The sequence below is a fragment of the Paraburkholderia panacisoli genome, assembly GCF_008369935.1.
GTDB classification, from domain to species: Bacteria; Pseudomonadota; Gammaproteobacteria; order Burkholderiales; family Burkholderiaceae; genus Paraburkholderia; species Paraburkholderia panacisoli.
The window spans coordinates 356533-376327 of the sequence record NZ_VTUZ01000002.1; the positions used below are offsets into that span (position 1 = coordinate 356533).

22 protein-coding genes and 1 tRNA gene are annotated in these 19795 nt (G+C 62.2%); 7 read left to right on the forward strand and 16 right to left on the reverse strand.

Going from position 1 to position 19795, the window contains the following annotated elements:
* Positions 1–25: 25 nt before the first annotated feature.
* The 10 genes from FVF58_RS04165 to FVF58_RS04210 form a co-directional block, all read right to left on the reverse strand.
* The gene (locus tag FVF58_RS04165) at positions 26–247 is read right to left on the reverse strand and encodes a hypothetical protein (protein ID WP_149668651.1); all 222 of its coding nucleotides are present in this window, start codon (positions 245–247) and stop codon (positions 26–28) included.
* A complete protein-coding gene (locus FVF58_RS04170) occupies positions 247–507 on the reverse strand; it encodes a helix-turn-helix transcriptional regulator (protein WP_149668652.1) in 261 nt (86 codons plus the stop codon). The genes FVF58_RS04165 and FVF58_RS04170 overlap by 1 nt, the downstream gene beginning before the upstream one ends.
* Positions 508–611: 104 nt before the next feature.
* Positions 612–1661, reverse strand: a complete 1050-nt coding sequence (locus FVF58_RS04175) for a hypothetical protein (protein ID WP_149668653.1) — start codon at positions 1659–1661, stop codon at positions 612–614.
* Positions 1662–1818: 157 nt separating this feature from the next.
* Complete coding sequence (locus FVF58_RS04180) at positions 1819–3036, reverse strand: tyrosine-type recombinase/integrase (protein WP_149668654.1); 1218 nt, start codon at positions 3034–3036, stop codon at positions 1819–1821.
* A 2-nt stretch (positions 3037–3038) separates the two neighbouring features.
* Positions 3039–3497 (reverse strand): Arm DNA-binding domain-containing protein, encoded by a 459-nt coding sequence (locus FVF58_RS04185; RefSeq protein WP_149668655.1) that lies wholly within the window; start codon positions 3495–3497, stop codon positions 3039–3041.
* Between the two features lie 166 nt (positions 3498–3663).
* Positions 3664–3739: transfer RNA gene (locus FVF58_RS04190), tRNA-Ala, on the reverse strand.
* Positions 3740–3803: 64 nt separating this feature from the next.
* Complete coding sequence (locus FVF58_RS04195) at positions 3804–4154, reverse strand: c-type cytochrome (protein WP_149668656.1); 351 nt, start codon at positions 4152–4154, stop codon at positions 3804–3806.
* Positions 4151–4942: a BON domain-containing protein gene (locus FVF58_RS04200; RefSeq protein ID WP_149668657.1), complete on the reverse strand. Its 792-nt coding sequence runs from the start codon at positions 4940–4942 to the stop codon at positions 4151–4153. The genes FVF58_RS04195 and FVF58_RS04200 overlap by 4 nt, the downstream gene beginning before the upstream one ends.
* A gap of 26 nt (positions 4943–4968) precedes the next feature.
* Positions 4969–5556: a phosphoheptose isomerase gene (locus FVF58_RS04205; protein ID WP_149668658.1), complete on the reverse strand. Its 588-nt coding sequence runs from the start codon at positions 5554–5556 to the stop codon at positions 4969–4971.
* A gap of 217 nt (positions 5557–5773) precedes the next feature.
* Positions 5774–6217 (reverse strand): YraN family protein, encoded by a 444-nt coding sequence (locus FVF58_RS04210; protein WP_188130703.1) that lies wholly within the window; start codon positions 6215–6217, stop codon positions 5774–5776.
* 397 nt (positions 6218–6614) lie between these two features.
* On the opposite strand from FVF58_RS04210, the gene rsmI reads away from it, so the two are divergent.
* Positions 6615–7493 carry a 16S rRNA (cytidine(1402)-2'-O)-methyltransferase gene (rsmI, locus tag FVF58_RS04215; protein ID WP_149668659.1) on the forward strand — a complete coding sequence of 293 codons (879 nt, stop codon included), beginning with the start codon at positions 6615–6617 and terminating at the stop codon, positions 7491–7493.
* Between the two features lie 136 nt (positions 7494–7629).
* On the opposite strand, the gene FVF58_RS04220 is transcribed toward rsmI, so the two are convergent.
* Entirely contained in the window at positions 7630–8232 is a 603-nt protein-coding gene (locus FVF58_RS04220) for a septal ring lytic transglycosylase RlpA family protein (protein WP_425468912.1), read from the reverse strand.
* Between the two features lie 634 nt (positions 8233–8866).
* Between FVF58_RS04220 and FVF58_RS04230 the strand changes: the two genes are divergently transcribed.
* The 3 genes from FVF58_RS04230 to FVF58_RS04240 all read left to right on the forward strand — a co-directional run bounded on the left by FVF58_RS04230 (position 8867) and on the right by FVF58_RS04240 (position 10685).
* Positions 8867–9511: an MBL fold metallo-hydrolase gene (locus FVF58_RS04230; RefSeq protein ID WP_149668662.1), complete on the forward strand. Its 645-nt coding sequence runs from the start codon at positions 8867–8869 to the stop codon at positions 9509–9511.
* The gene (locus FVF58_RS04235) at positions 9508–10137 is read left to right on the forward strand and encodes a 3'-5' exonuclease family protein (RefSeq protein ID WP_149668663.1); all 630 of its coding nucleotides are present in this window, start codon (positions 9508–9510) and stop codon (positions 10135–10137) included. Before FVF58_RS04230 ends, FVF58_RS04235 begins: the two co-directional genes overlap by 4 nt.
* 89 nt (positions 10138–10226) lie before the next feature.
* The gene (locus tag FVF58_RS04240; RefSeq protein WP_012431468.1) at positions 10227–10685 is read left to right on the forward strand and encodes an Lrp/AsnC family transcriptional regulator; all 459 of its coding nucleotides are present in this window, start codon (positions 10227–10229) and stop codon (positions 10683–10685) included.
* A 66-nt stretch (positions 10686–10751) separates the two neighbouring features.
* Here the strand turns inward: FVF58_RS04240 and FVF58_RS04245 are convergent, their stop codons facing one another.
* From FVF58_RS04245 to FVF58_RS04255, 3 genes are all read right to left on the reverse strand, one after another.
* Positions 10752–12005 carry a cation diffusion facilitator family transporter gene (locus tag FVF58_RS04245; protein WP_149668664.1) on the reverse strand — a complete coding sequence of 418 codons (1254 nt, stop codon included), beginning with the start codon at positions 12003–12005 and terminating at the stop codon, positions 10752–10754.
* 287 nt (positions 12006–12292) lie between these two features.
* The gene (locus tag FVF58_RS04250; protein WP_149668665.1) at positions 12293–12595 is read right to left on the reverse strand and encodes an H-NS histone family protein; all 303 of its coding nucleotides are present in this window, start codon (positions 12593–12595) and stop codon (positions 12293–12295) included.
* Positions 12596–12989: 394 nt separating this feature from the next.
* Complete coding sequence (locus FVF58_RS04255; RefSeq protein WP_149668666.1) at positions 12990–13652, reverse strand: HugZ family pyridoxamine 5'-phosphate oxidase; 663 nt, start codon at positions 13650–13652, stop codon at positions 12990–12992.
* A 197-nt stretch (positions 13653–13849) separates the two neighbouring features.
* On the opposite strand from FVF58_RS04255, the gene FVF58_RS04260 reads away from it, so the two are divergent.
* Both FVF58_RS04260 and FVF58_RS04265 read left to right on the forward strand, forming a co-directional pair.
* Entirely contained in the window at positions 13850–15064 is a 1215-nt protein-coding gene (locus tag FVF58_RS04260; protein ID WP_149668667.1) for an MFS transporter, read from the forward strand.
* Positions 15065–15160: 96 nt separating this feature from the next.
* The gene (locus FVF58_RS04265; protein WP_149668668.1) at positions 15161–15388 is read left to right on the forward strand and encodes a hypothetical protein; all 228 of its coding nucleotides are present in this window, start codon (positions 15161–15163) and stop codon (positions 15386–15388) included.
* Between the two features lie 691 nt (positions 15389–16079).
* Here the strand turns inward: FVF58_RS04265 and FVF58_RS04270 are convergent.
* Entirely contained in the window at positions 16080–17225 is a 1146-nt protein-coding gene (locus tag FVF58_RS04270) for a branched-chain amino acid ABC transporter substrate-binding protein (RefSeq protein ID WP_149668669.1), read from the reverse strand.
* Between the two features lie 435 nt (positions 17226–17660).
* Positions 17661–18764 carry an NAD(P)H-dependent flavin oxidoreductase gene (locus tag FVF58_RS04275; RefSeq protein ID WP_149668670.1) on the reverse strand — a complete coding sequence of 368 codons (1104 nt, stop codon included), beginning with the start codon at positions 18762–18764 and terminating at the stop codon, positions 17661–17663.
* 275 nt (positions 18765–19039) lie between these two features.
* Between FVF58_RS04275 and FVF58_RS04280 the strand changes: the two genes are divergently transcribed.
* A complete protein-coding gene (locus FVF58_RS04280; RefSeq protein ID WP_149668671.1) occupies positions 19040–19738 on the forward strand; it encodes a dienelactone hydrolase family protein in 699 nt (232 codons plus the stop codon).
* Positions 19739–19795 lie beyond the last annotated feature (57 nt).

Sequence of the window (19795 nt, forward strand, 5' to 3'; positions counted from 1 at the left end):
CAGACGGTCGCGCCGGAAGAATGTCCTATTCATAACGCCCATCCTTTTTGGCGCGCTTGCCGACAGCGAGGGGCGGCAAGTTATCGGTTGTGTCCAATGCGTCCAGCATCGTCAGCACCGAATCGTCCAGTTCTTCGGTACGCACCAGCATCACCACTGGCGGTTCGTGCGGTGTCATGCTCGTGCGCAAAACGACGAAGCCTGGTTCGCCGAAGATCGTTTCAATGTGAATGTACAAGGCGCTCATTACTTGTCCTCCACGCGGTAGTTCACGGGATCGGCGAACCAGCGGTGAATCTCACGGTTCGGCCATGCTGCGCAGCGCTGTGAAAGGCGATGGCGGCGCGGAAAGCGGCCTTCCATTTCGCGCTTGCGCAAAGTTTCGCGGGAGAATGGGACGAAGCTGCGCAGGTCGTGCCAGCGCGAGAAGCCGTCCAGCGGCAGCGCGTCGGGTGGGGGAAATTGGGCGCCGCATTCAGGTGAGGTGACTACCGCCGTTTTTGCCATCGCTAGTTCTCCTTCGCCGCGAGGGGCGAGTGGTTGGAATAGCTGGCAGTGTTACGCGTCTTCCTAGCGGCGCAACGGGACGCAACTTGGTGTCGAGGTGCAAATTACGCCCCTTTGGACCTCCTCACGCGGGGTCGGACATCGTCGCGGCCCAGCGGCTCCGAAAGGTCGAGTGCAGCAGAAACGAACAATGCCACTGCATCATCACACGGCGCGCCATACCACTCTCGAAAAAACTCGGAAATGTAATTGATGAGAATTCGCGCAGCAGGAAGTCCGCTGTTTGGCCGCTTGATTTCGGGTTCCGCGAACGCGATTTCGTCCATGCGTTGCGAATAGCTGCGCAGGACTGTGGCTAAATTGTCGTCTTCGAGTGCATCGCACACCCATTCATAGCGCGCAAGGACAGGCCATTTATCCCATGGCAGTTCCTCGCCTTCGTCGTCCTCGATATCGCTACGCCGAACTTCACCCGGGACCGGCCGATAGCTTAGAAACGGCAGAACGCGCATGTCGAGATATACGGGTTGACCAGTGGTCACACGGTAGCGAAGATGCTTGACGCCGAGATATTGGGCGAGATAGCCACGTGAAACTGCCTTGGCGTCGTCATCCACTTCAATTGCTTGCGCCAACTCCGTCGCCAGCCGGGCTACACGTTCGGCGCTACGCTTACGGACTGCGGCCGGGCGTGTCGGCACCCGCTCAGATACGCGCAACCCTCTACCAAGTTCTTCAATGAAGTAATTTGGTATATCGTCAGTGGTCCAGCCGCGAGCCAAGAAACGCGCTGCCAACGGGCCATCGCACGGGTGAGAGACCACGACGTTCCAAGCAGCGCGCATTTCGGGATGGTAATGAGCGAGGCGCCAAAGCATTGCTGCCTCGACCTCCACGGCGCCCAGGCATCGGACAAGGCCGCCGGGATAGAGCGTTTCCCAATAGGCCGGCGGATAGTGCCCATGCAAGCGCTCACGCTCGACATCCTGCCGCAACCTCTCGATGCTACCCAGCGCCTTTTCATAAGCGCAAACCAGAGCAGCCGGCGCCCAGTCGGGCATCTTTGATCGAGCGAACCCAGCGCGTCCGTCAGATTGTCGTTTGAATTCTTCATCGGCGTGGTGCCGATCCTGCGGCGTGATTTCGTCGGCCAATCTGCTCTCCGGTTGTTCCCCTAGCGAACAAGACCGCGACAGCCTGGCTAGGGGATCCCACGTTCGCTCCATTGAGAGAGGCGTAAGGCTTGTCGCTTGCCGTCATTGGGCGACGGTTGCGCGCGATTTTACTTTGGTTCTGTTCTATGAAACCGGGCTACGCCACGCCCGACATGCCAATCGGCACAACTTGGACACCCGCCTTGAGCGCATCGAGATAATCCGCCCACGCCTGCATCATCGCAGTCCGGTCCACGATAAATTTCGTGCGGTTGTAGGCCGTTCCCAGCGCGTCCGGCACCTTGTGCGCGAGTTGGTGCTCGATAACCTCGCCCGGAAAGCGCAGGTGCTCATGCAGAATTGTGCGCGCCATAGCCCGGAAACCGTGGCCCGTAATTTCTGTCCTTGTGTCGTAGCCCATACGCCGCAACGCGGCATTGATCGCCGCTCCGCTCATTGGCTTCTTGACGTCCCGTCCCGGAAAGACGTACTTGCGCAGCCCCGTCAGCGCGTGCAGCTCGCGCAGGATCGCGACGGCCTGCTTGGCGAGCGGCACCAGATGCTCTGTCTTGGTCTTCGAGACCGTGTAGCGCCATTGGGCCTTGTCAAGGTCGAACTGTGCCCACTCAGCCGTGCGCAGTTCGCCGGGACGTACGAACAACAGGGGTGCCAGACGCAGCGCGCACTGAACCACGAAGGTGCCTTGGAAGCCGTCGAGCGCCCGCAGCAGCGCTGCCACCTCGGAGGGTTCCGTCACAGACGCGAAATGGGTGTGCCGCGCCGCCGGCAGCGCACCGCGCAGATCCCCGCTCACGTCGCGCTCCGCTCGCCCGGTAGCAATGGCGTACCGGAAAACCTGCCCGCAGTTCTGATGGACACGATGCGCGGTATCAAGGGCTCCACGCGTTTCAACCCGGCGCAGCACCGCCAGTACTTCCGGCGCAGTGATGTCGGCGATAGGCCGACCACCCAGCCACGGGAATACGTCATTCTCGAGGCGTCCGATAACCTTGTCGGCGTGACTCTGGGCCCATCCCGGCGATTGCTTCGCAAACCACTCCCGAGCCACAGCTTCGAAGCTGTTCGCGGCGCGCTCAGTCGTCGCCGCCTTCTGCACCTTGCGGTCAATACTCGGATCGATGCCATTCGCGAGCAACTTGCGTGCAGCGTCGCGGCGCTCACGTGCCTGCTTCAAGCCGATATCAGGATACACGCCCATCGACAGGCTCTTTTCCTTTCCCCCGAACCGATATTTAAGTCGCCACCACTTACCCCCGGCGGGGGTAACAAGCAGATACAGCCCACGCTCGTCAAACAGCTTCTGCTGCTTGTCGGTGGGCTTTGCGTTGCGGATCTTCAGATCAGTAAGCGCCATTTTTAACCTTTGGGAATGACGGCACGCGTCGCATCGAGAAAGACACGAAGCTCGACTGTTTCTGCTGCTGTCAGGTTCAGAGAGCGCTTGCCCAGCCTGAGCGACAGAGCTCCGTCGCTATCCAGCATGAAGCGCATCGCCGCCTCGCGCCGGTCCTGTTCCTCACGCTGCGCGATGCGCTCTTCCTTGCGTACCGCGCCCGGATCGATCCCGGCGGCGAGCAGCTGACGGGCCTCATCGCGGAGCTTGCGCGCGTCGCGCACATTTACGTCGGGAAACACGCCCAGCGCGAGCCGCTTTTCCCTGCCCGCGAACCGGTACTTGAGCCGCCAGTACTTACCGCCTGACGGATGGATTTCGACGAGCAGCCCCAAGCTGTCGTACAGCTTCCGGATCTTCTCGAGCGGGACAGCGGCGCGCACCGCCGCGTCTGACAAGGGAGTCCGGTCGGTTTTGGCCATGATTGGGGTAACAGGTCTGCGACACTTCGAAGCGACCACCAGAATTACCCCAGTGTGGGGGTTGTAGCGGTTGGTGGAACCTTGCAGAAGTTTGCAACAAAAAACCCCGTGAGGCTAGGCCTGACGGGGCTTTCTGGTAAAACTTTGGTGTCGCTTGGAATCTGGTTGGTGGAGAGGAGGAGGATCGAACTCCCGACCTTCGCATTGCGAACGCGACGCTCTCCCAGCTGAGCTACCCCCCCAACGTGCAAACAATTCTAGCACAGGCATTTTCTCTTTTGCCAAGCCCAAAAGGCTGACAATTCATCACTTCGCAGGCGCGCCCGCAAGCACCCAATCCACCACCGCTCGAACATCCGCGTCGCTCATCGACTGATGCGCCGGCATCGGAATCATGCCCCACACACCTGAGCCACCGTCCTTCACCTTGAGCGCCAGTTTCGCCGGCGCCTGTGCATCGCCCTTGTACTTCGCGGCGATCTGTAGAAACGATGGACCGACCAGTTTGCGGTCCACCGCATGACATCCCATACACGCATTCGCATTAGCGACTGTGCGTCCGCGCTGCGCGTCGGCGGCGCACGCAGCCGTTGCAACGACGCTCGCCAACACGCCAATCAGCAGCGTAGAAGTCACGATCGCAACGCCACACTTCATGGCGTCGCCTTCGGATTACCCGGACGCACCGAGCTCGAATTGCTGACCGGCGCGGGAGCCTGCTGCTCAAGCGGCCGCGAGCTCACCGACGAATCCGGAATCGCGCCGACCGTCGGCTCGCCTGCATCCGGCTGCGAAGCCGCGACCGGCGCGGTAGCAGCCGCCGTGGCCGCCGCAGCAGCCTCCTGCGGCTGAATGTACTGGAACACCTTCACGACCTGGACCACACCCGGCACGCGGCTCGCAACATCGGCGCCGCGGTTGCCTTCGTCCATCGTGACGAGGCCCATCAGATACACCGAGCCCCGCTCGGCCACCACCTTGAAGTTGTTCGCCGAAATGTTCTTCTCGGCGATCAGCGCGGTCTTCACACGCGTTTCAAGATAAGTGTCATTGGTACGTGACGAGAACGAGCTGGCCGGCATGATCGCCAGTTCGTTGACGATCGTATTGACGTTGTTCAAGCCACGCACGATGCTCTCGGCGCGCTGCTTCGACACGTCCCCCGCCACCTCGCCGGTCAGCAACACGCGGCGGTTGAACACCGCCACGTTGACGTGCGCGCTGTCCGGCAAATTCTGGCTGATCTGCGACAGCGCCTTCACCTGCAACTCGCGGTCTTCGGTCTGCGCACCAAGCGTGCGCCGGTCGGTGGCCATCAGCGCGCCCCCGCCCGCCGCGCCGGCGACGGCGAGAAAGCAGCCCTGCAACGTCGCCGACAGCCCCGCCGCGAACCCAATCACCAGCACGGTTCTCACCAGTGTCTTCTTGACGCGGAATACGCTCATCAACTAGCTCTCCTTCGGAATCAGTCTCAGTCTTCGCCCAGCAACATGGCATCGATGCCGTCGCATAGACAATGGATGGTCAGCAAGTGCACTTCCTGAATTCGCGCGGTGCGCTCCGAGGGCACGCACACATGGATGTCGGTATCGCTCAATACGTCCTGCATGCGTCCGCCGCCCTTGCCGGTCAACGCGACTACGATCATTTCGCGCTCATGCGCTGCTTCGGCGGCAGCGAGCACATTCGCGGAATTGCCGGACGTGCTGATCGCGAGCAGCACGTCGCCTGGTTGACCGAGCGCCCATACCTGCTTCGAGTAAATCTGCTCGAACGAGTAATCGTTGGCGATGGCGGTGAGCACCGACGTGTCGGTACTTAGCGCGATCGCCGGCAAGCCCGGCCGCTCGCGCTCGAAGCGGCCGATCAGTTCGGCGGCGAAATGTTGCGCATCGGCCGCCGAGCCGCCGTTGCCGCAAGCAAGAATGCGATTGCCGTTTGCTAGCGCAGCGAACATCGTGTCGATCGCAGCGGCGATCGGCATCGACAGGGTTTCGAGGGCTTCGAGTTTGACTGCCGCGCTGTCGCGGAAGTGTTGTTGAATGCGTTCGACTGACATCGAGTCTCTATCTTCTACCGCGAATGGACCGCACTACGCAGCCCTGTTGTGAAGTCGTATGGCAAAGTCGCGCCACGCCGATGAACGCTGCCGGCAACGCAGTGTGTTAGCGCAAAACCATCGTGAAATGCGCAGCATCCTAAGTTGTCGGCGTGGCTCAACGGCTCGCACGCGAGCGCAAGTTTATCGTACTCACACCCGTTCTCCGCGCATCGCGTCAGACTTCGTCGGCGCGAAACGCATCGCGCAACCAGACGAGCCGGCCGCCGTCGAACGCAATCACGTCGAAACGGCACGCGGGCTGATCCCCCGAAGCGCCACTGCGAGTTGCCAGATAGTGCTGTGCCGCGCGCACGATGCGCTGCTTCTTTTGCCAACCGATGCTCGCCGCCGCGCCGCCGTAGCGACGCTGCGCGCGTGCACGGACTTCGACGAACACCAGCGCGCCGTCGCGCTCGCGCATCACGAGGTCAATCTCGCCGCCCCGGCACGACACGTTATGCGCGACGAAGTGCAAACGTTGGCGCTGGAGAAACTCGCGCGCACGCAACTCGAAAGCCGCGCCGACGAGTTTGGACCCGGCGGGTCGGGAAAAGTTGTGGGGTGGAGCGGCGCGCTTTATTGGCGTAGTTCTGGGTGTCGTACCCGGCGCTGTCTCCAATGTAGCTCTCGGCGCACTCGTCGACGCTATCCGTCGCGGGGTGATTATCGGCGCCGTCTGCTGCGCAATCCCACGTGCCGTTCTCGGCGTCGTCCGCAGCGCAATCCCATCTGCCGTTCCCGGCGTTGTCCGCAGCGACGTCTGCGGCGTGGTTCCCGGTTCACACTTCCGCGCTGCCCTCCACTCAGGTTCTATTGGTGCCGTCCCCTGCACCGTCTCAATCGCACTCCGCGGCGCGGTCGTCTGCGCTGTCTTCGGCGCAGCTGTTATTAGCGTCGCCCCCGCTGCAATCCCCGTCTCGCAGCGGCACACTCCCGCCGTCTCACCGCCGCCCGGCCTGCGCAACCCCGCGTGGCACAATGGCGGCCTCCTTCCGTCTGTTTGCGTCTTCTGCCTCATGACTCCTCTCTCCGAACTTGCGCAAGGGCAGCAGTACCCCACCGCCGCGCTCTATGTGGTGGCCACGCCGATCGGCAATATCGCCGACGTGACGTTGCGCGCGTTGCATGTGCTCGGACTCGTGGACCGCATCGCCGCCGAGGACACCCGCAACACCGGTCAATTGCTGGCGCGCTATGGCATCTCGAAACCGCTCGTCGCCGTGCATCAGCACAATGAGCGAGTCGCGGCGCTGCGCCTGATCGAGCATCTGCAGGCAGGCGAGCGCGTGGCCTACGTGTCCGATGCGGGCACGCCCGGCATCTCCGACCCCGGCGCAAAGCTCGTCGACGCCGTCCGCGAAGCCGGTTTTCCGGTCATCCCGCTGCCCGGTGCGAGCGCGCTCGCGACTGCGCTGAGTGCGGCCGGCGACTGGGTCGCGACGTTCTCCTTCCTCGGCTTTTTGCCGCCGAAGGCAAAGGCCCGCGCCGCCACGTTGCAGTCGCTCGCCAAACATCCGCACGCGATGGTGTTTTACGAAGCGCCGCACCGCATCGTCGAAACGGTGCAGGCGCTGGCCGACGCGTTCGACGGCGAGCGCAAGCTGCTGATCGCACGGGAATTGACGAAGTTACATGAAGCGCTGCATCGCGGCACCCTGGCCGAAGGGCCAACGTGGCTCGCCGCCGATCCGAACCGGCAGCGCGGTGAGTTCGTGCTGGTGGTGGAAGGCGCGTCGACGGAAGCCGCCGGCGAACAGGATCACGACGCGTTGCTGCGCATCCTGCTGGAAGAGTTGACGGTGAGCAGCGCGGCGAAAGTGGCGGCGGCTATCACCGGCGCGTCGCGCAATGCGTTGTACACGCGCGCGTTGGCGCTGAAGGCGGACGAAGAATAAAACAGAGGGATAAAAGAAAGGGCCGCGGCAGTTTCGACTGCGCGGCCCTTCGTTTTTCTGCAGACACGGCATGCGTGATCGCCGTGCCGCGCGGCGCCACCAGCGCGCCCTAAGCGGCGCACCGGCTGCCACTACATCATTTCTCGGCGCTCGAACCCGAGTTGGACGCCAGCGTTTCGTTCATCTCGGCGCGTGCTTCCTGCTGCGTCAGACCGTCGATCTGGACCCGCGCCGTCCCGATATGGCGCATGTCGAGCGCAGTGGCGGCCGCCGCCGACAGGTCGATCACGCGACCGCGAGCGTACGGACCACGGTCGTTGATACGTACGACGATCGAGCGCGAGGTGGCCGGATTGGTCACGCGCACATACGAGCCGAGCGGCAGCGTACGATGCGCGGCCGTCAGCGCGTGCATGTCATAACGCTCGCCGTTAGCGGTACGGCGGCCATGAAAGAAACGACCGTACCACGATGCGCGACCCGTCTGATGAAAGTCCGACACATCCGTGCCGTCGTCCGTCAGAGGCTTGGCGTCGGCCAACGGAGTGCCTTGCGCGGTCGGCTCTGATGCCGGCGCGCTACCGTAGGATTGCGGTCCGAAAGAGCCCGTCTGCGCTGTTTTCGTGCTACGCGGCACGTCGTTTGCAGACGTGTCGCTGGCGCCCGGAGGCGTGGCGCAACCGGCCAGCACAAAAAAGGCAAAAAGAGTCCCCAGACTGCGGGATAACCGAGTTTTCATAAGACGTGCAATCAAATTGTCGAGCCGCATCACGCGAATTTGAGCGTGTTGCCTGCGACTCCGGCGGCAATGGGCGACAACGCGCCGCGCAAAAAAGCGCAGTACGTCAAAGCCCGGATGCGACTCACTCAGCCGCTACCGCACGGTTAATTTTCACGTCTGGCGCAACCTGTCCCCGGCAGCCTGACCAGACCCCACATGCCGCCATCGAACGTGGCAAACACGTTCTTGCGCGCGCAACTCAGCGCGCAGGAACGGCGGCGTAGGCCCCACCCAGCGTCACGGCAGTTAAGTCCGTTGCAGGCGCGCGGCGCCTGGCTGGGCAAGACGTGTGCATCGAACGTATCGATGCTTGATGGCCGTCGACAAACGCGACAGCCCATACTTGAATGGCGATCCGCGGACCCATTTTTGATGGGGACGCATCGCCGTGTGACATCACAGTTTCCTGTGCATGGGGTCCATTATACCTAAAACAAAATTTTGAGATGGCAAGCACCTGAAAACCTTGATCAATTTTCACGTTCGCCGCAAAAATAGGCAGACAAATGCCCGCTGCGGCGGGCGTCCAAGCCTCGGTGACGAGCGGCGCGAGGCCGGTACAATCAACGTTTTTCCAGCGGCGCCGTCATCCATGAAAGTCACTTTGATCCCCGTCACGCCGTTCCAACAGAACAGCTCGCTGCTCGTTTGCGAGGCGACCGGGCGCGCGGCCGTCGTCGATCCCGGCGGCGACCTCGATCTCATCCAGGGCGAAATCGCGCGCCAGAAAGTGACGGTCGAAAAAGTCTTCCTGACTCATGGCCACATCGATCATTGCGCTGGTGCGAAGACGCTGGCCACGCACTATGGCGTGCCGATCGAGGGCCCCCATCCCGACGAGCGCTTCTGGCTCGACAAGCTGCCGGATCAAAGCACGCGCTTCGGCTTCCCCGCCGCCGACGCCTTCGAGCCGGACCGCTGGCTGCAGGACGGCGACACCGTGCACTTCGGCGACGAAACACTAGAGGTTTATCACTGCCCTGGGCACACGCCCGGTCACGTGGTGTTTTTCAGCCGCGCGCACCGGCTCGCGCTGGTGGGCGACGTGCTGTTTGCCGGCTCGATCGGCCGCACGGATTTTCCGCGCGGCAATCACGCGGACCTGGTGCGCTCGATTCGCGAAAAGCTCTGGCCTCTCGGCGACGACGTCACCTTCGTGCCGGGCCACGGTCCCACCTCGACGTTCGGCGCGGAACGCCGTACCAATCCCTATGTCGCCGACGGGGTACAAGCATGAGCAGCGAAATCTACGTCAGCACCGATGTGGAAGCGGATGGACCGATTCCCGGCCCGCATTCCATGCTGAGTTTCGCGTCCGCCGCGTACACGGAAGACAAGCGGCTGATCGCCACGTTCTCCGCCAATCTCGAACTGCTCGACGGCGCCAAGCCGCATCCCGTGCAGGAAGCGTGGTGGAAGACCCAGCCCGATGCCTGGGCCGCCTGCCGCAAGGACTTGCAGGGTCCCGAGGCCGCGCTGACGGCCTATGTCGACTGGGTCGAGGCGCTGCCGGGCAAGCCGGTGTTCGTTGCGATGCCGGCCGGCTTCGACTTCACCTATATGTTCTGGTACATGATGCGCTTTGTCGGCCGTTGCCCGTTTTCCTGGTCGGCGCTCGATATCAAGACGCTGGCTTTCGCGATGACGGGCCTGCCGTACCGCAAGAACATCAAGCCGCGCTTTCCGAAGCACTGGTTCGACGATCACCCGCACACGCACGTCGCGCTGGACGACGCGATCGAACAGGGCACGCTTTTCTGCAACATGCTCAAGGAGTTGCGCGCGAGTCAGGCGGCCCTGCTCGTGGCCGCCAAAGAAGGGGACGACTCAGGACAAAACACCACCGAGGAACCAGCAAATTAGGCGATCTCCCTCGCGTAAGCCGTTTTACATTGCGTTTCGTTTTCGCGCCCTCTACCATGCGTGATACGGCGACGCAAACGGAGGCGCAGTTGACACTCGATACGTTCTCACAAAAGATCCTGCGCCTGCTGCAGCTGGACGCACGCCGCTCCGTGCAAGAGATTTCCGATCAGGTCGGTCTGTCGAGCACGCCATGCTGGCGGCGCATCAAGGACATGGAGCAATCCGGGGTGATCCAGCGCTACACGGCGCTGCTCGATCGGGAAAAGCTCGGGCTGCACGTGTGTGCGCTCGCGCATATCCACCTGACGCGCCACACCGAGGGAGGCGTCGAGCAGTTCGAGCGGGAAATCGCCACCTGCCCCGAAGTCACCGAGTGCTACAGCACGACCGGCGAATCCGATTACATCCTCAAGATCGTCGCGCCCGACATCAAGGCGTACGACAGCTTCCTGCACGAACGCATCTTCAAGATTCCGGCCGTCGCGCAGGTGCGCACGAGCGTCGTGCTGCGCGAAATCAAATTCGATACGCAATTGCCGCTGTGATGGGTTGAGCGGGACAAGCTGGCGTGCTGGTCTGCGGCGTGGCCGTGTGCTCAATAGGAGCGCAAATCAGGCCGCGCCGTGCGGTTCAGCGGCTTTGACGCGAGCGCTTGCCGTGCCGCCTTGCGGCGGTGCCGCTGCGCCGCTGCCGGTTTCGGCCGTGGACGTATCCACTTCCCGCAGCACCTCCACCTTGCGGGCACCCAGGCGGCGCTTGAGTGCTTCCAGATCGATATGCGCAGGCATCGGCGCGCTGCCGCTGTCGTGACCACCGGAAGGCGCCGCCGGCAACACCATCTGCACGTCGAGCCCGGTGCTCAGGTAGTGAATGTTGACCGCCGTGGCTTTCATCCCGCTGCCCGCCAACGTCGCGTTGACCTCGTCGACCACCCGTTCCCGGCTCGGCAGACCGACCGGCGGGTGTGCCACCGCATCGTTCTCGGGATCGACGTGGATCAGCGCGTCGAGGACGCGGCTGTCGCTCAAGACACGTAGCCGCGCCGACTCGGCAATGTAATGCCCCTCCGACACGGAGATCAATGGATCGACCAGGATGTGAGCGTCGACAAGCGCAAAGTCGCCCATCTTGCGCGTGCGCAATTCATGCACGTCCCGGACGCCGTGCGTCGCAAGCAGCAGCGCGCGCACGTCGGCGGTAGCGGCTTGGTCGAGCGCGCGGTCGGACAGGTCCTGCAGCGCGTCCCAGCCGAACATCCAGCCCATGCGCGCCACCATGAAACCGACGATCGCCGCGGCGATAGGATCAAGCAGACGCACGCCGGCAAGACTGCCCACCACGCCGATCGCGACCACCAATGACGACGCCGCATCAGACCGCGCATGCCACGCGTTCGCAATCAGCATGGCGGAGCGCACACGCTGCGCTTCACGCAGCATGTAGCGAAACAGGCCTTCTTTGGAAATCAATACCAGTACGGCAACGGCGAGCGCACTGGTGTGGACGGCGGGAATGCTTTGCAAATTGGCGAGCCGGGTTCCGGCGCGCCATAACATTCCGACGCCAACTGCAATTAGCAATGCGCCCAGAAATAATGAAGCAACCGTTTCATAACGGCTATGTCCGTAATTGTGATCCGCATCGGGCTTCGCGCCGCTGTGCCGATTGGCAATCAGCACGACAAAATCGGAAATTAGATCCGCAAGCGAATGGATACCGTCTGCAAAAAGTGCTTGTGAATGGGCAAACACGCCGACGACGATTTGCAGCGTCATCAACACGGTATTGAGAACGATGCTCACAAACGTGCTTTTGCGCGCGACGCGATGTTTCTCGACGGATTGGGCTGCGGCGGCGGTAGGCATCTCAGAATCGGGATCAAAAGTTCAATCCTCATATTCTACTCGGCAGACTTCAGGGCAAGCTGCGGAGATACCAAAAAAATCCTTTTAAATCAGCTGGTTATCTAAACGAAAAGCATTCGTGTTTCAACTACACGAAGCGCATACGACACCAGCGCCGGGAAAACAAAAAACCGCGCCCTTGAACGGTACGCGGTTTCCGTTTGCTACGGCAGTGCGCCACAAGCGCAGCCGCGTAATGCAATTCGTATGACTTGCGAGCCGCAAGCGTAAGCGGCTGGCCGCAGGTATTACTTCTGGATCAGGAATTTTTCGCGGTCGAGACCGGCGATCCAGCGCGGCGGCTTGCCACGGCCCGACCACGTGCTGCCGCTATCCGGGTCACGATACTTCGGCGCAACGCCGGCGCGCGGACGAGCGGCTTTCACGCCCTTGGCTGCGCGGCCACCGCCGAGTTCAGTGAGCGAGATGCCGTAGTCGGCCATTTTCTGCTTGATTTCATTCAATACTTCTGCGTATTCCCGCGACTTCGCTTCTTCGATCTGCTTTTCGAGCTTCTCGCGCTGCGCGAGTAGTTCCTTGTAGGAAGACATAGGTTCCCTTATGGTTTGGATTAAATGACTGCCGGTCTGAAGCCGACTTGCCCTTTGAAGGTGATCATGCCTCGGAATTTGATGGCGAGATTAACACAAAATAGAAAGACCGCAAAAGCACTGGCGAAAAATTAATTCGATTCCGTTTCAAAAACTTTCCCACCGGAACTGAGTTCCGCGACTCCCTTTCAATTAGCTAATTTCGTATTTCGCTGAAAAGCGGGATCGGCGTAGCATTTATAGAATTAATTATCAAAAAATGAAATTTTAGATAGCAATCCCGCATAAACATTTCACGCCATGAAAGCTTGAACCGGAACCCGCTGGGACGTATTGAGCCGCATGCGCCGAGCTGCTATTGGCACATGAGTGCTTCCCCAAATACCGGTAAAAGCTAATTGGTGTGCCGTTGCATGCAAACTTCAAGCGCACTATGCAAGGATTCGATGTCGGGCTTGGCGCCATCGAAGGCGAACCGGTTGCGCACGCCATCCAGTTTCAGGTCCGCGCCATAGCGGTCGATGCCGAGCAGTTGAAATCCGCCAGCGTTGACGCGAGAACGGCTGAATTCTTCAATGAGCGCATTCTCTTCATCGAAACTGAGCGGCGCTAACGGATCGAGTTCCGCGCCGCCCAGCCATCCCATTGCCCCGAAGCCGCCGATATACCGCAACCGTTCGAGCCGCATGGTCCAGAACGTGAAGTCGCCGAGAACGAGGTAGCGCTCCGCATCCGGGTGATAACGCAAGTAGCGCCGCACGACTTCCGGCGTCGGGTCGACCGGTTCAAACGCGCCCAGCAGCGTGACACGTTGGCCGCTCAGCACGTCACCGTCCGGTGCGTCGACCACCAGAAAACCTGCGCGCGGGTCGGCGTGCAGGTTGTGGGTGTGCTCGGCGAGCCGGCTCACCAGAATCGTCGGGCGATGCCGCGGGTCCGGCGCGAACGGCAACATCGACGGATAAGGGAAGCCTTCCGGCTGGCGCGCGTGCGTGGCGAGCGTGCCGACCGCGGCAGTGTGCAGCAGATGCAGCGGAGCGTGAGCGGGGATGTTCAAGAGCGCATACCTCGATGGATGGGCCATGAATGGCGAAAAGACGGACCAGGCGAACCGGCCTGCCGCCAGTCGCATTCAAAACGAATAATCATCAGTATCCGGCAGCGGCCTTCCAAGCATAAGACAGCACGCTTCGCTAGAATCGAAAATCCGCTTTAGATGTGCTTTCTCACGCGGCAGCCCTCCCCGAGATCTCAGTGCCCGACCACCAAACCTCCGAATTCGCCGTCCTTCCCGCCGCTCATCGCGACCTGTCCGACACCGCGCGGCAGCGGGCCCGCTTCGCCACGATGGCCGTGTTCTTCATCGCGGGCATGATGTACGCGTCCTGGGGGGTGCATGTGCCGACGGTGCGCGACCGCTTCCAGTTGAACGCGGCGATGCTCTCGTTCGCGCTGCTGGCCGTGGCCGGCGGTTCGATCGGCGCGATGGCGGCCAATGCTTCGTGGATCGCGCGGGTCGGCACACGCCGCGCCTGCCTGGCGGGCGGCCTCGTGATGGCGGTGTGCGCGGCGCTGATTCTGGTCGTGCCGGCCTACTGGATGCTGCTGGTCGTGCTGGCCACGTTCGGCGCGGGCTTGGCCACGCTCGACGTTGCAATGAATGCCGAAGCCAGCGCCGTCGAGAAGGCGCTCGGCAAGCCGATCATGTCGTCGTTGCACGGCATGTTCAGTATCGGCGGGATGTTCGGGGCGGCGGTCGGCGGCGCGTTGCTGGCGCGCGGGATGGCGCCGGCGCTGCATCTGGCGCTCGCGGCGGCGGCCAGCGCGCTGGTCCTCGTGATGGCCTGCCCGTCCGTCTTGCCGCACGTGCCGCACGCCGAACATCCGGACTCCGCCACGCCGCGCGCGAGCCGCTGGCGCTCGCCGGCGCTGTGGGCGCTCGGCACGATCGCGCTGGTCGCGCTGATCGCGGAAGGCGCTATGTACGACTGGGCCACGGTCTACATGCGCGACGTCGTGCTGGCCTCTCCCGCGCTCGCCAGCGCGGCCTACGCGGCATTTTCGGGTGGCATGGCAGCGGCGCGTTTTGCCGGCGACGCGGTGCGCGCCCGCTTCGGCGCGCCACAACTCGTGATGATGAGCGCGACGCTCGCCTGCGCGGGCATGGTCGACGCACTGCTGCTGCCGAATTCGGTCGCCGCGCTCGCGGGCTTCGCGCTGATCGGGCTGGGCCTCGCGAATATGATGCCGGTGCTGTTCGCGGCGGCGGCGAGCGTGAAGGGCATTCACGCGGCCGAGGGGCTCGCGCACGTTGCTGGGCTGGCGTACTTCGGACTGCTGCTCGGGCCGGTAATTATCGGCGCGGTGACGCAACTGACCAATCTGACGATCGGCTTGTCGGTGGTCGCGGTGTGTTCCGCATTGATCGCCGTCGTCGGGCCGAAGGTGCTGCGGCGTTTGAAGATCTGAAGCCGGGGCGTGCGGCGGGTGCGGCGGCCCCCATATGACGCCGAGTGATAATCCGCCGGCTTACGTTACGTTGCGCGCGGGCTTTGCGCCGATGCGTTGAGCGACACATCACTCGCGCTGAGTGGCGCGGCGAGCGGCAGTGGCAGTCCGCTTGCTCTGGTGACATCGGTCGTGTCTTCGTCGACGGGCGCACTCGGTTCGGCGACGGGGGGTGAAACGGGAAGCGGCAGTCGAAGCAGCGATCCGCTTGCGCCGATCACCGGACTGCTGACCACGGCGATGGGCACCTCGACCTGGGGCAGTGAGTTCCGCCGGGGGGACTAACGGTGGCTTACTCGGGGGCCTTGGCAGCCACGTGACCAGGAAGTGACGAACGTGAATCACGGGGGCGAATAACGACAGCAATTAACGGCACGGCATTGCAAGCGTCGAAGGAGAGCGGCGAGACGGGCAACGGACCCGCCGTTTTTTAATCTGCGCCGTATCGATATTTCTTGCGATAAGCCGGGGATTTCCGGCGCTATCGTTTCAAGCGGCAATGCGCTTTTTTTGGCGGCGTTTCAAAGGTGCGTCGCCACAGTTCGTGAGACATATCGCGGCGACGCTCGTGCAAATAATCCAAAGTCCGGCACGTACGCTCGGGCCCAAAAAAAGACAAACGCGCTGGTGATTACGAGCGACCCGTTCTGAAAGTAGTACTGCTCAAAGATCACTCCGTTTGACGTGCCTGCGCTCCCACTCTCGCAAACGATTGCGCGAGCGCATAGCTCCATGAAAATAAGCATTCCAGGGCACGGTACCGCACCGCGTCGAGCAGCACAATCTCGAATAACGCAGCTGCGCCAGTCGTCGACTTAACCGCTCGCCACGGCTTCGGCATTCCTCATACCGAGCCCTCGCGCCGCAGTCCCCTGTTCCCACGCCCAAAAGAAAAAGCACGCGAGCCTCACAGCTCGCGTGCCTTTTTAACCTGCTAATCGAAGCCAGCGAATCCACCGACCTCGACCGCGCGGATTTACATCTTCACCACGTCGAGCAGCGTCTTCTTGCCCGACTTGTAGTTGTACAGCGAGATCACGCCGTGTTGAAGGTCGCCCTTCGAGTCGAACGTGGTTTCACCGATCACACCCTTGTAGTCGGTGCTCGGCATCGCTGCCAGGATCTTGGCCGGATCCGTCGAGTTCGCGCGCTTCATTGCGTCGACGATGATGTACACAGCGTCATACGTGAACGGAGCGTAGATCTGAATCGGCTGACCGAAACGCTTCTGATACTTGGCGAGGAACGCTGCGCCGCCAGACATCTTTTCGAGCGCCATACCGGCTTCCGAGCAGACGATGTTGTCGGTTGCGTCGCCGGCCAGATCCGCCAGCTTGTCGGTACAGACGCCGTCACCCGCCAGCACCTTCGCGCGCAGGCCGAGCTGCTTGGCTTGCTTCGCGAACGGGCCGCCGGTGGCGTCCATGCCGCCGTACATGATCGCATCCGGGTTTTCGCCCTTGATCTTCGTCAGAATCGCGCGGAAATCGACAGCCTTGTCGTTCGTCGCGTCATGCGACATCACGTTCAGGCCCAGCGATTTGGCGGTCTTTTCGAATTCGTTCGCGAGACCCTGGCCATAAGCGGTCGAATCGTCGACGATCGCGACGCTCTTCACTTTCATGCCCTTCGCTGCGTAGTTGGCCAGTGCCGGACCTTGCTGCGCGTCGGTCGCAACGACGCGGTACGTCGTCTTGAAACCTTGTTGCGTGTAGGCCGGGTTCGTTGCCGACGGCGAAATCTGCACGATGCCTGCATCGCTATAGATCTTCGACGCCGGAATCGACGTGCCCGAGTTCAAGTGACCAACGACTGCGACGACCTTGTCGTCGACCAGCTTCTGGGCGACTTGAGTTGCCGTGCGCGGGTCGGCCGCATCGTCTTGCGGATCGAGTTGCAGCGTGATTTTCTGGCCAGCGATCGTCAGGCCCTTGGCGTTGATTTCTTCAACTGCCAGGCGCGCGCCGTTTTCGTTGTCTTTACCCAGGTGAGCGATCCCGCCGGTCAACGGCGCGACGTGACCGATCTTGACGACCGTGTCGGCCGCAGCCGATGTTGCCAACGTTGCGAACAGCATCGCCGCAGCGCTGATCGGCAACAGCTTTTGAATCTTGATGTTCATGTAAGTCTCCAGTTTCGGTCCCAAAAACAACGTAATCGCCCTGTGCCCCCGCTTCCCCAAACACGTGTCGCTCAGTCCCGTGGACGATCACGCCGGTTGCATCGTTCATGCACTTGGCCAGCACGTTTGACGGACTGTTTGTGACAGGCGGCAAACCGTACTTGCGCGCAAGTGTAGGTGATCAAATTAATTTGTGGGACTTTTTTGAGTAAGTGGGATGAACACCAATAGCGTTTATCCCACCGGGCCCGGTCCGGACTGGATTGACTGGCTGGAAAGCGCCGACCCGTGCGGGTTTCCGCTAGGTGAGGTTTTATTCTAAAGCGTGCGGTTCGACACTTTCGCGGGTAAAACCATTAGTGATTCGAACCGCCTTTGTACTGAATAGCGGGCGCGTCGCAATGGGTTGGGACACGCGCCCGTGGTGATGCCGATTCAGCGTTCGAGGGCCGCGATCCGTGCCGTCGCGGCACGCCATTCCTGCTCGATTTGCGCGACCAGTTCGGCCGCGCCGATTCCTTCACGACGTGCACGGCCCAAGGGTGCACCCTGGCCCGACCACAGAGAAAGATAATCGCCGTTCTGCGCGCGGCTCGCGCTTTGACGCAGTTCCTGCGTCAAAGCATTTTGCACGGGATACGGCGCGATCTTGTCCATCGTTTCGCTCAAGCGCCCCATCAATGGATTGCGGATGCCACGCGCGTGGCGGCCGGTGATCGCGCGTGTGACCGAAGTCGACGTGTCGGACATGGTACGCACGCGGGTTTTCCATGCCTGCGGTATCGCGCTTTCGCGACAGGTGAGAAACGCGGTACCCATCACTGCGGCTTGCGCGCCGAGCGCGAGTGCGGCTACGACGCCGCGACCGTCCATGATGCCGCCGGCGGCAAGCACCGGCAGTCCGGTCGCGTCGACGAGCTGCGGCACGAGCGCCATCGTGCCGATCAGCGCCTCCTCGAATGCGCCGATGAAAGTGCCGCGATGGGCGCCCGCCTCGGCGCCTTGTGCGGCAATCGCATCCGCGCCGGCATCGCGCCAGGCGACGCCTTCGGCAACGTGCGTCGCGGTGCCTATTACATATAGGCCATTCGCATGCATCCGGGCGACGTCGTCGGCCGGAAGCAGGCCAAACGTGAAGCTCGCGACCGGCACGCGCAATTCGATCAGCATCTCCAGTTGCGCGCGGAAATCCGGCGCATAACGCGCGAGCGGCTGTCCCGGCGGCAAACCGAGGTCAGCTCGCAGCGGATCGATCGCTTCGAGCGCGCGACGCACGGTGGCATCGTCCGGCGCGGCCGGTTCGAGCACGAACAGATTCACGCCGAATGGACGATCGGTCAGCGCGCGAATCGCCGCGACTTCACTGGCGATTTTTTCCGGCGGCAACGCCGCGCCCGCCAGAAACCCCAGCCCGCCCGCATTCGACACCGCCGCCACCATGTCGGGCGTGGTCGCGCCACCAGCCATCGGCGCCTGCACGACGGGGACCCGCATTTCAAAGCGCTGCGCGAACGGCGTCACAAAACTGCCTTCAGTCATGATCATTTCCTTTTCCAGCGATACGCTCGCACATAGGCGAGCCGACACGACCGACTGTACCGACGCGTGCCGCAGCGGAAAAATGAATTATCGAGAATGTTTCAATCGCCTTACGAGAATAGCGACGGGCGGCACGGTCCGCGAAGCCGCGCCGGGCCTCACTGCAAGCCGTTTCTTTTGATGGCAAACTAACCGCCCGCTTTGGGCACTTTTGGCCTCTGGCATTTCGTTAAGACCAAGCTCGCGCGGCATCGCGCGGGTCAATGGAGAACAACATGAGCACGACTTCCCAATGGATCGACATCCCCGCCGGAAACGACAGTTTCGGCGGCTACCTGGCGCTGCCCAAAGGCGGCAAGGGTCCGGCCGTGATCATCATTCAGGAGATCTTCGGTGTGAACGGGCATATCCGCTCGGTCGCGGATCAGTACGCGCAAGACGGCTATGTCGCGCTCGCGCCGGACGTGTTCTGGCGCGTGCAGCCGCGCGTCGAATTGACCTATGACGGCGCGGATCGCAACAAGGGCATCGAACTGATGCAAAAGACCAACGTCGATCAGGCGGTGTCCGACATCGGCGCAGCCGCTGCGGCGTTGCGCGCGATGCCGGAAGTCACCGGCAAGGTTGCGGCAATCGGTTATTGCTTCGGCGGCCGGCTCGCGTATCTGGCCGCGGCGCAAGGCTCGGTCGACGGCGCGGTCGCTTACTACGGCGGCGGCATCCAGAATCAGCTCGACCAGGCCGCGCACGTCAAGGTGCCGATGCAGTTCCACTACGGCGAACTCGACGCACACATTCCGCTGTCGGACGTCGGCCAGATTCAGGAGCGCTTCGTGGGCCGCGGCGACGTCGAATTCCACATTTATCCGAATGCCGATCACGGCTTCAACTGCTCGGAACGTGCGTCGTATAACCAGCGTGCCGCCGCGCTCGCGCATGGCCGCACGCTGACCTTCCTCGGCGAGCGTCTGTAACTCGACGCTGTGGCGCGGTTCAGCCATCCGCTTCAGTAACCCGCGTTTTGAATTCAC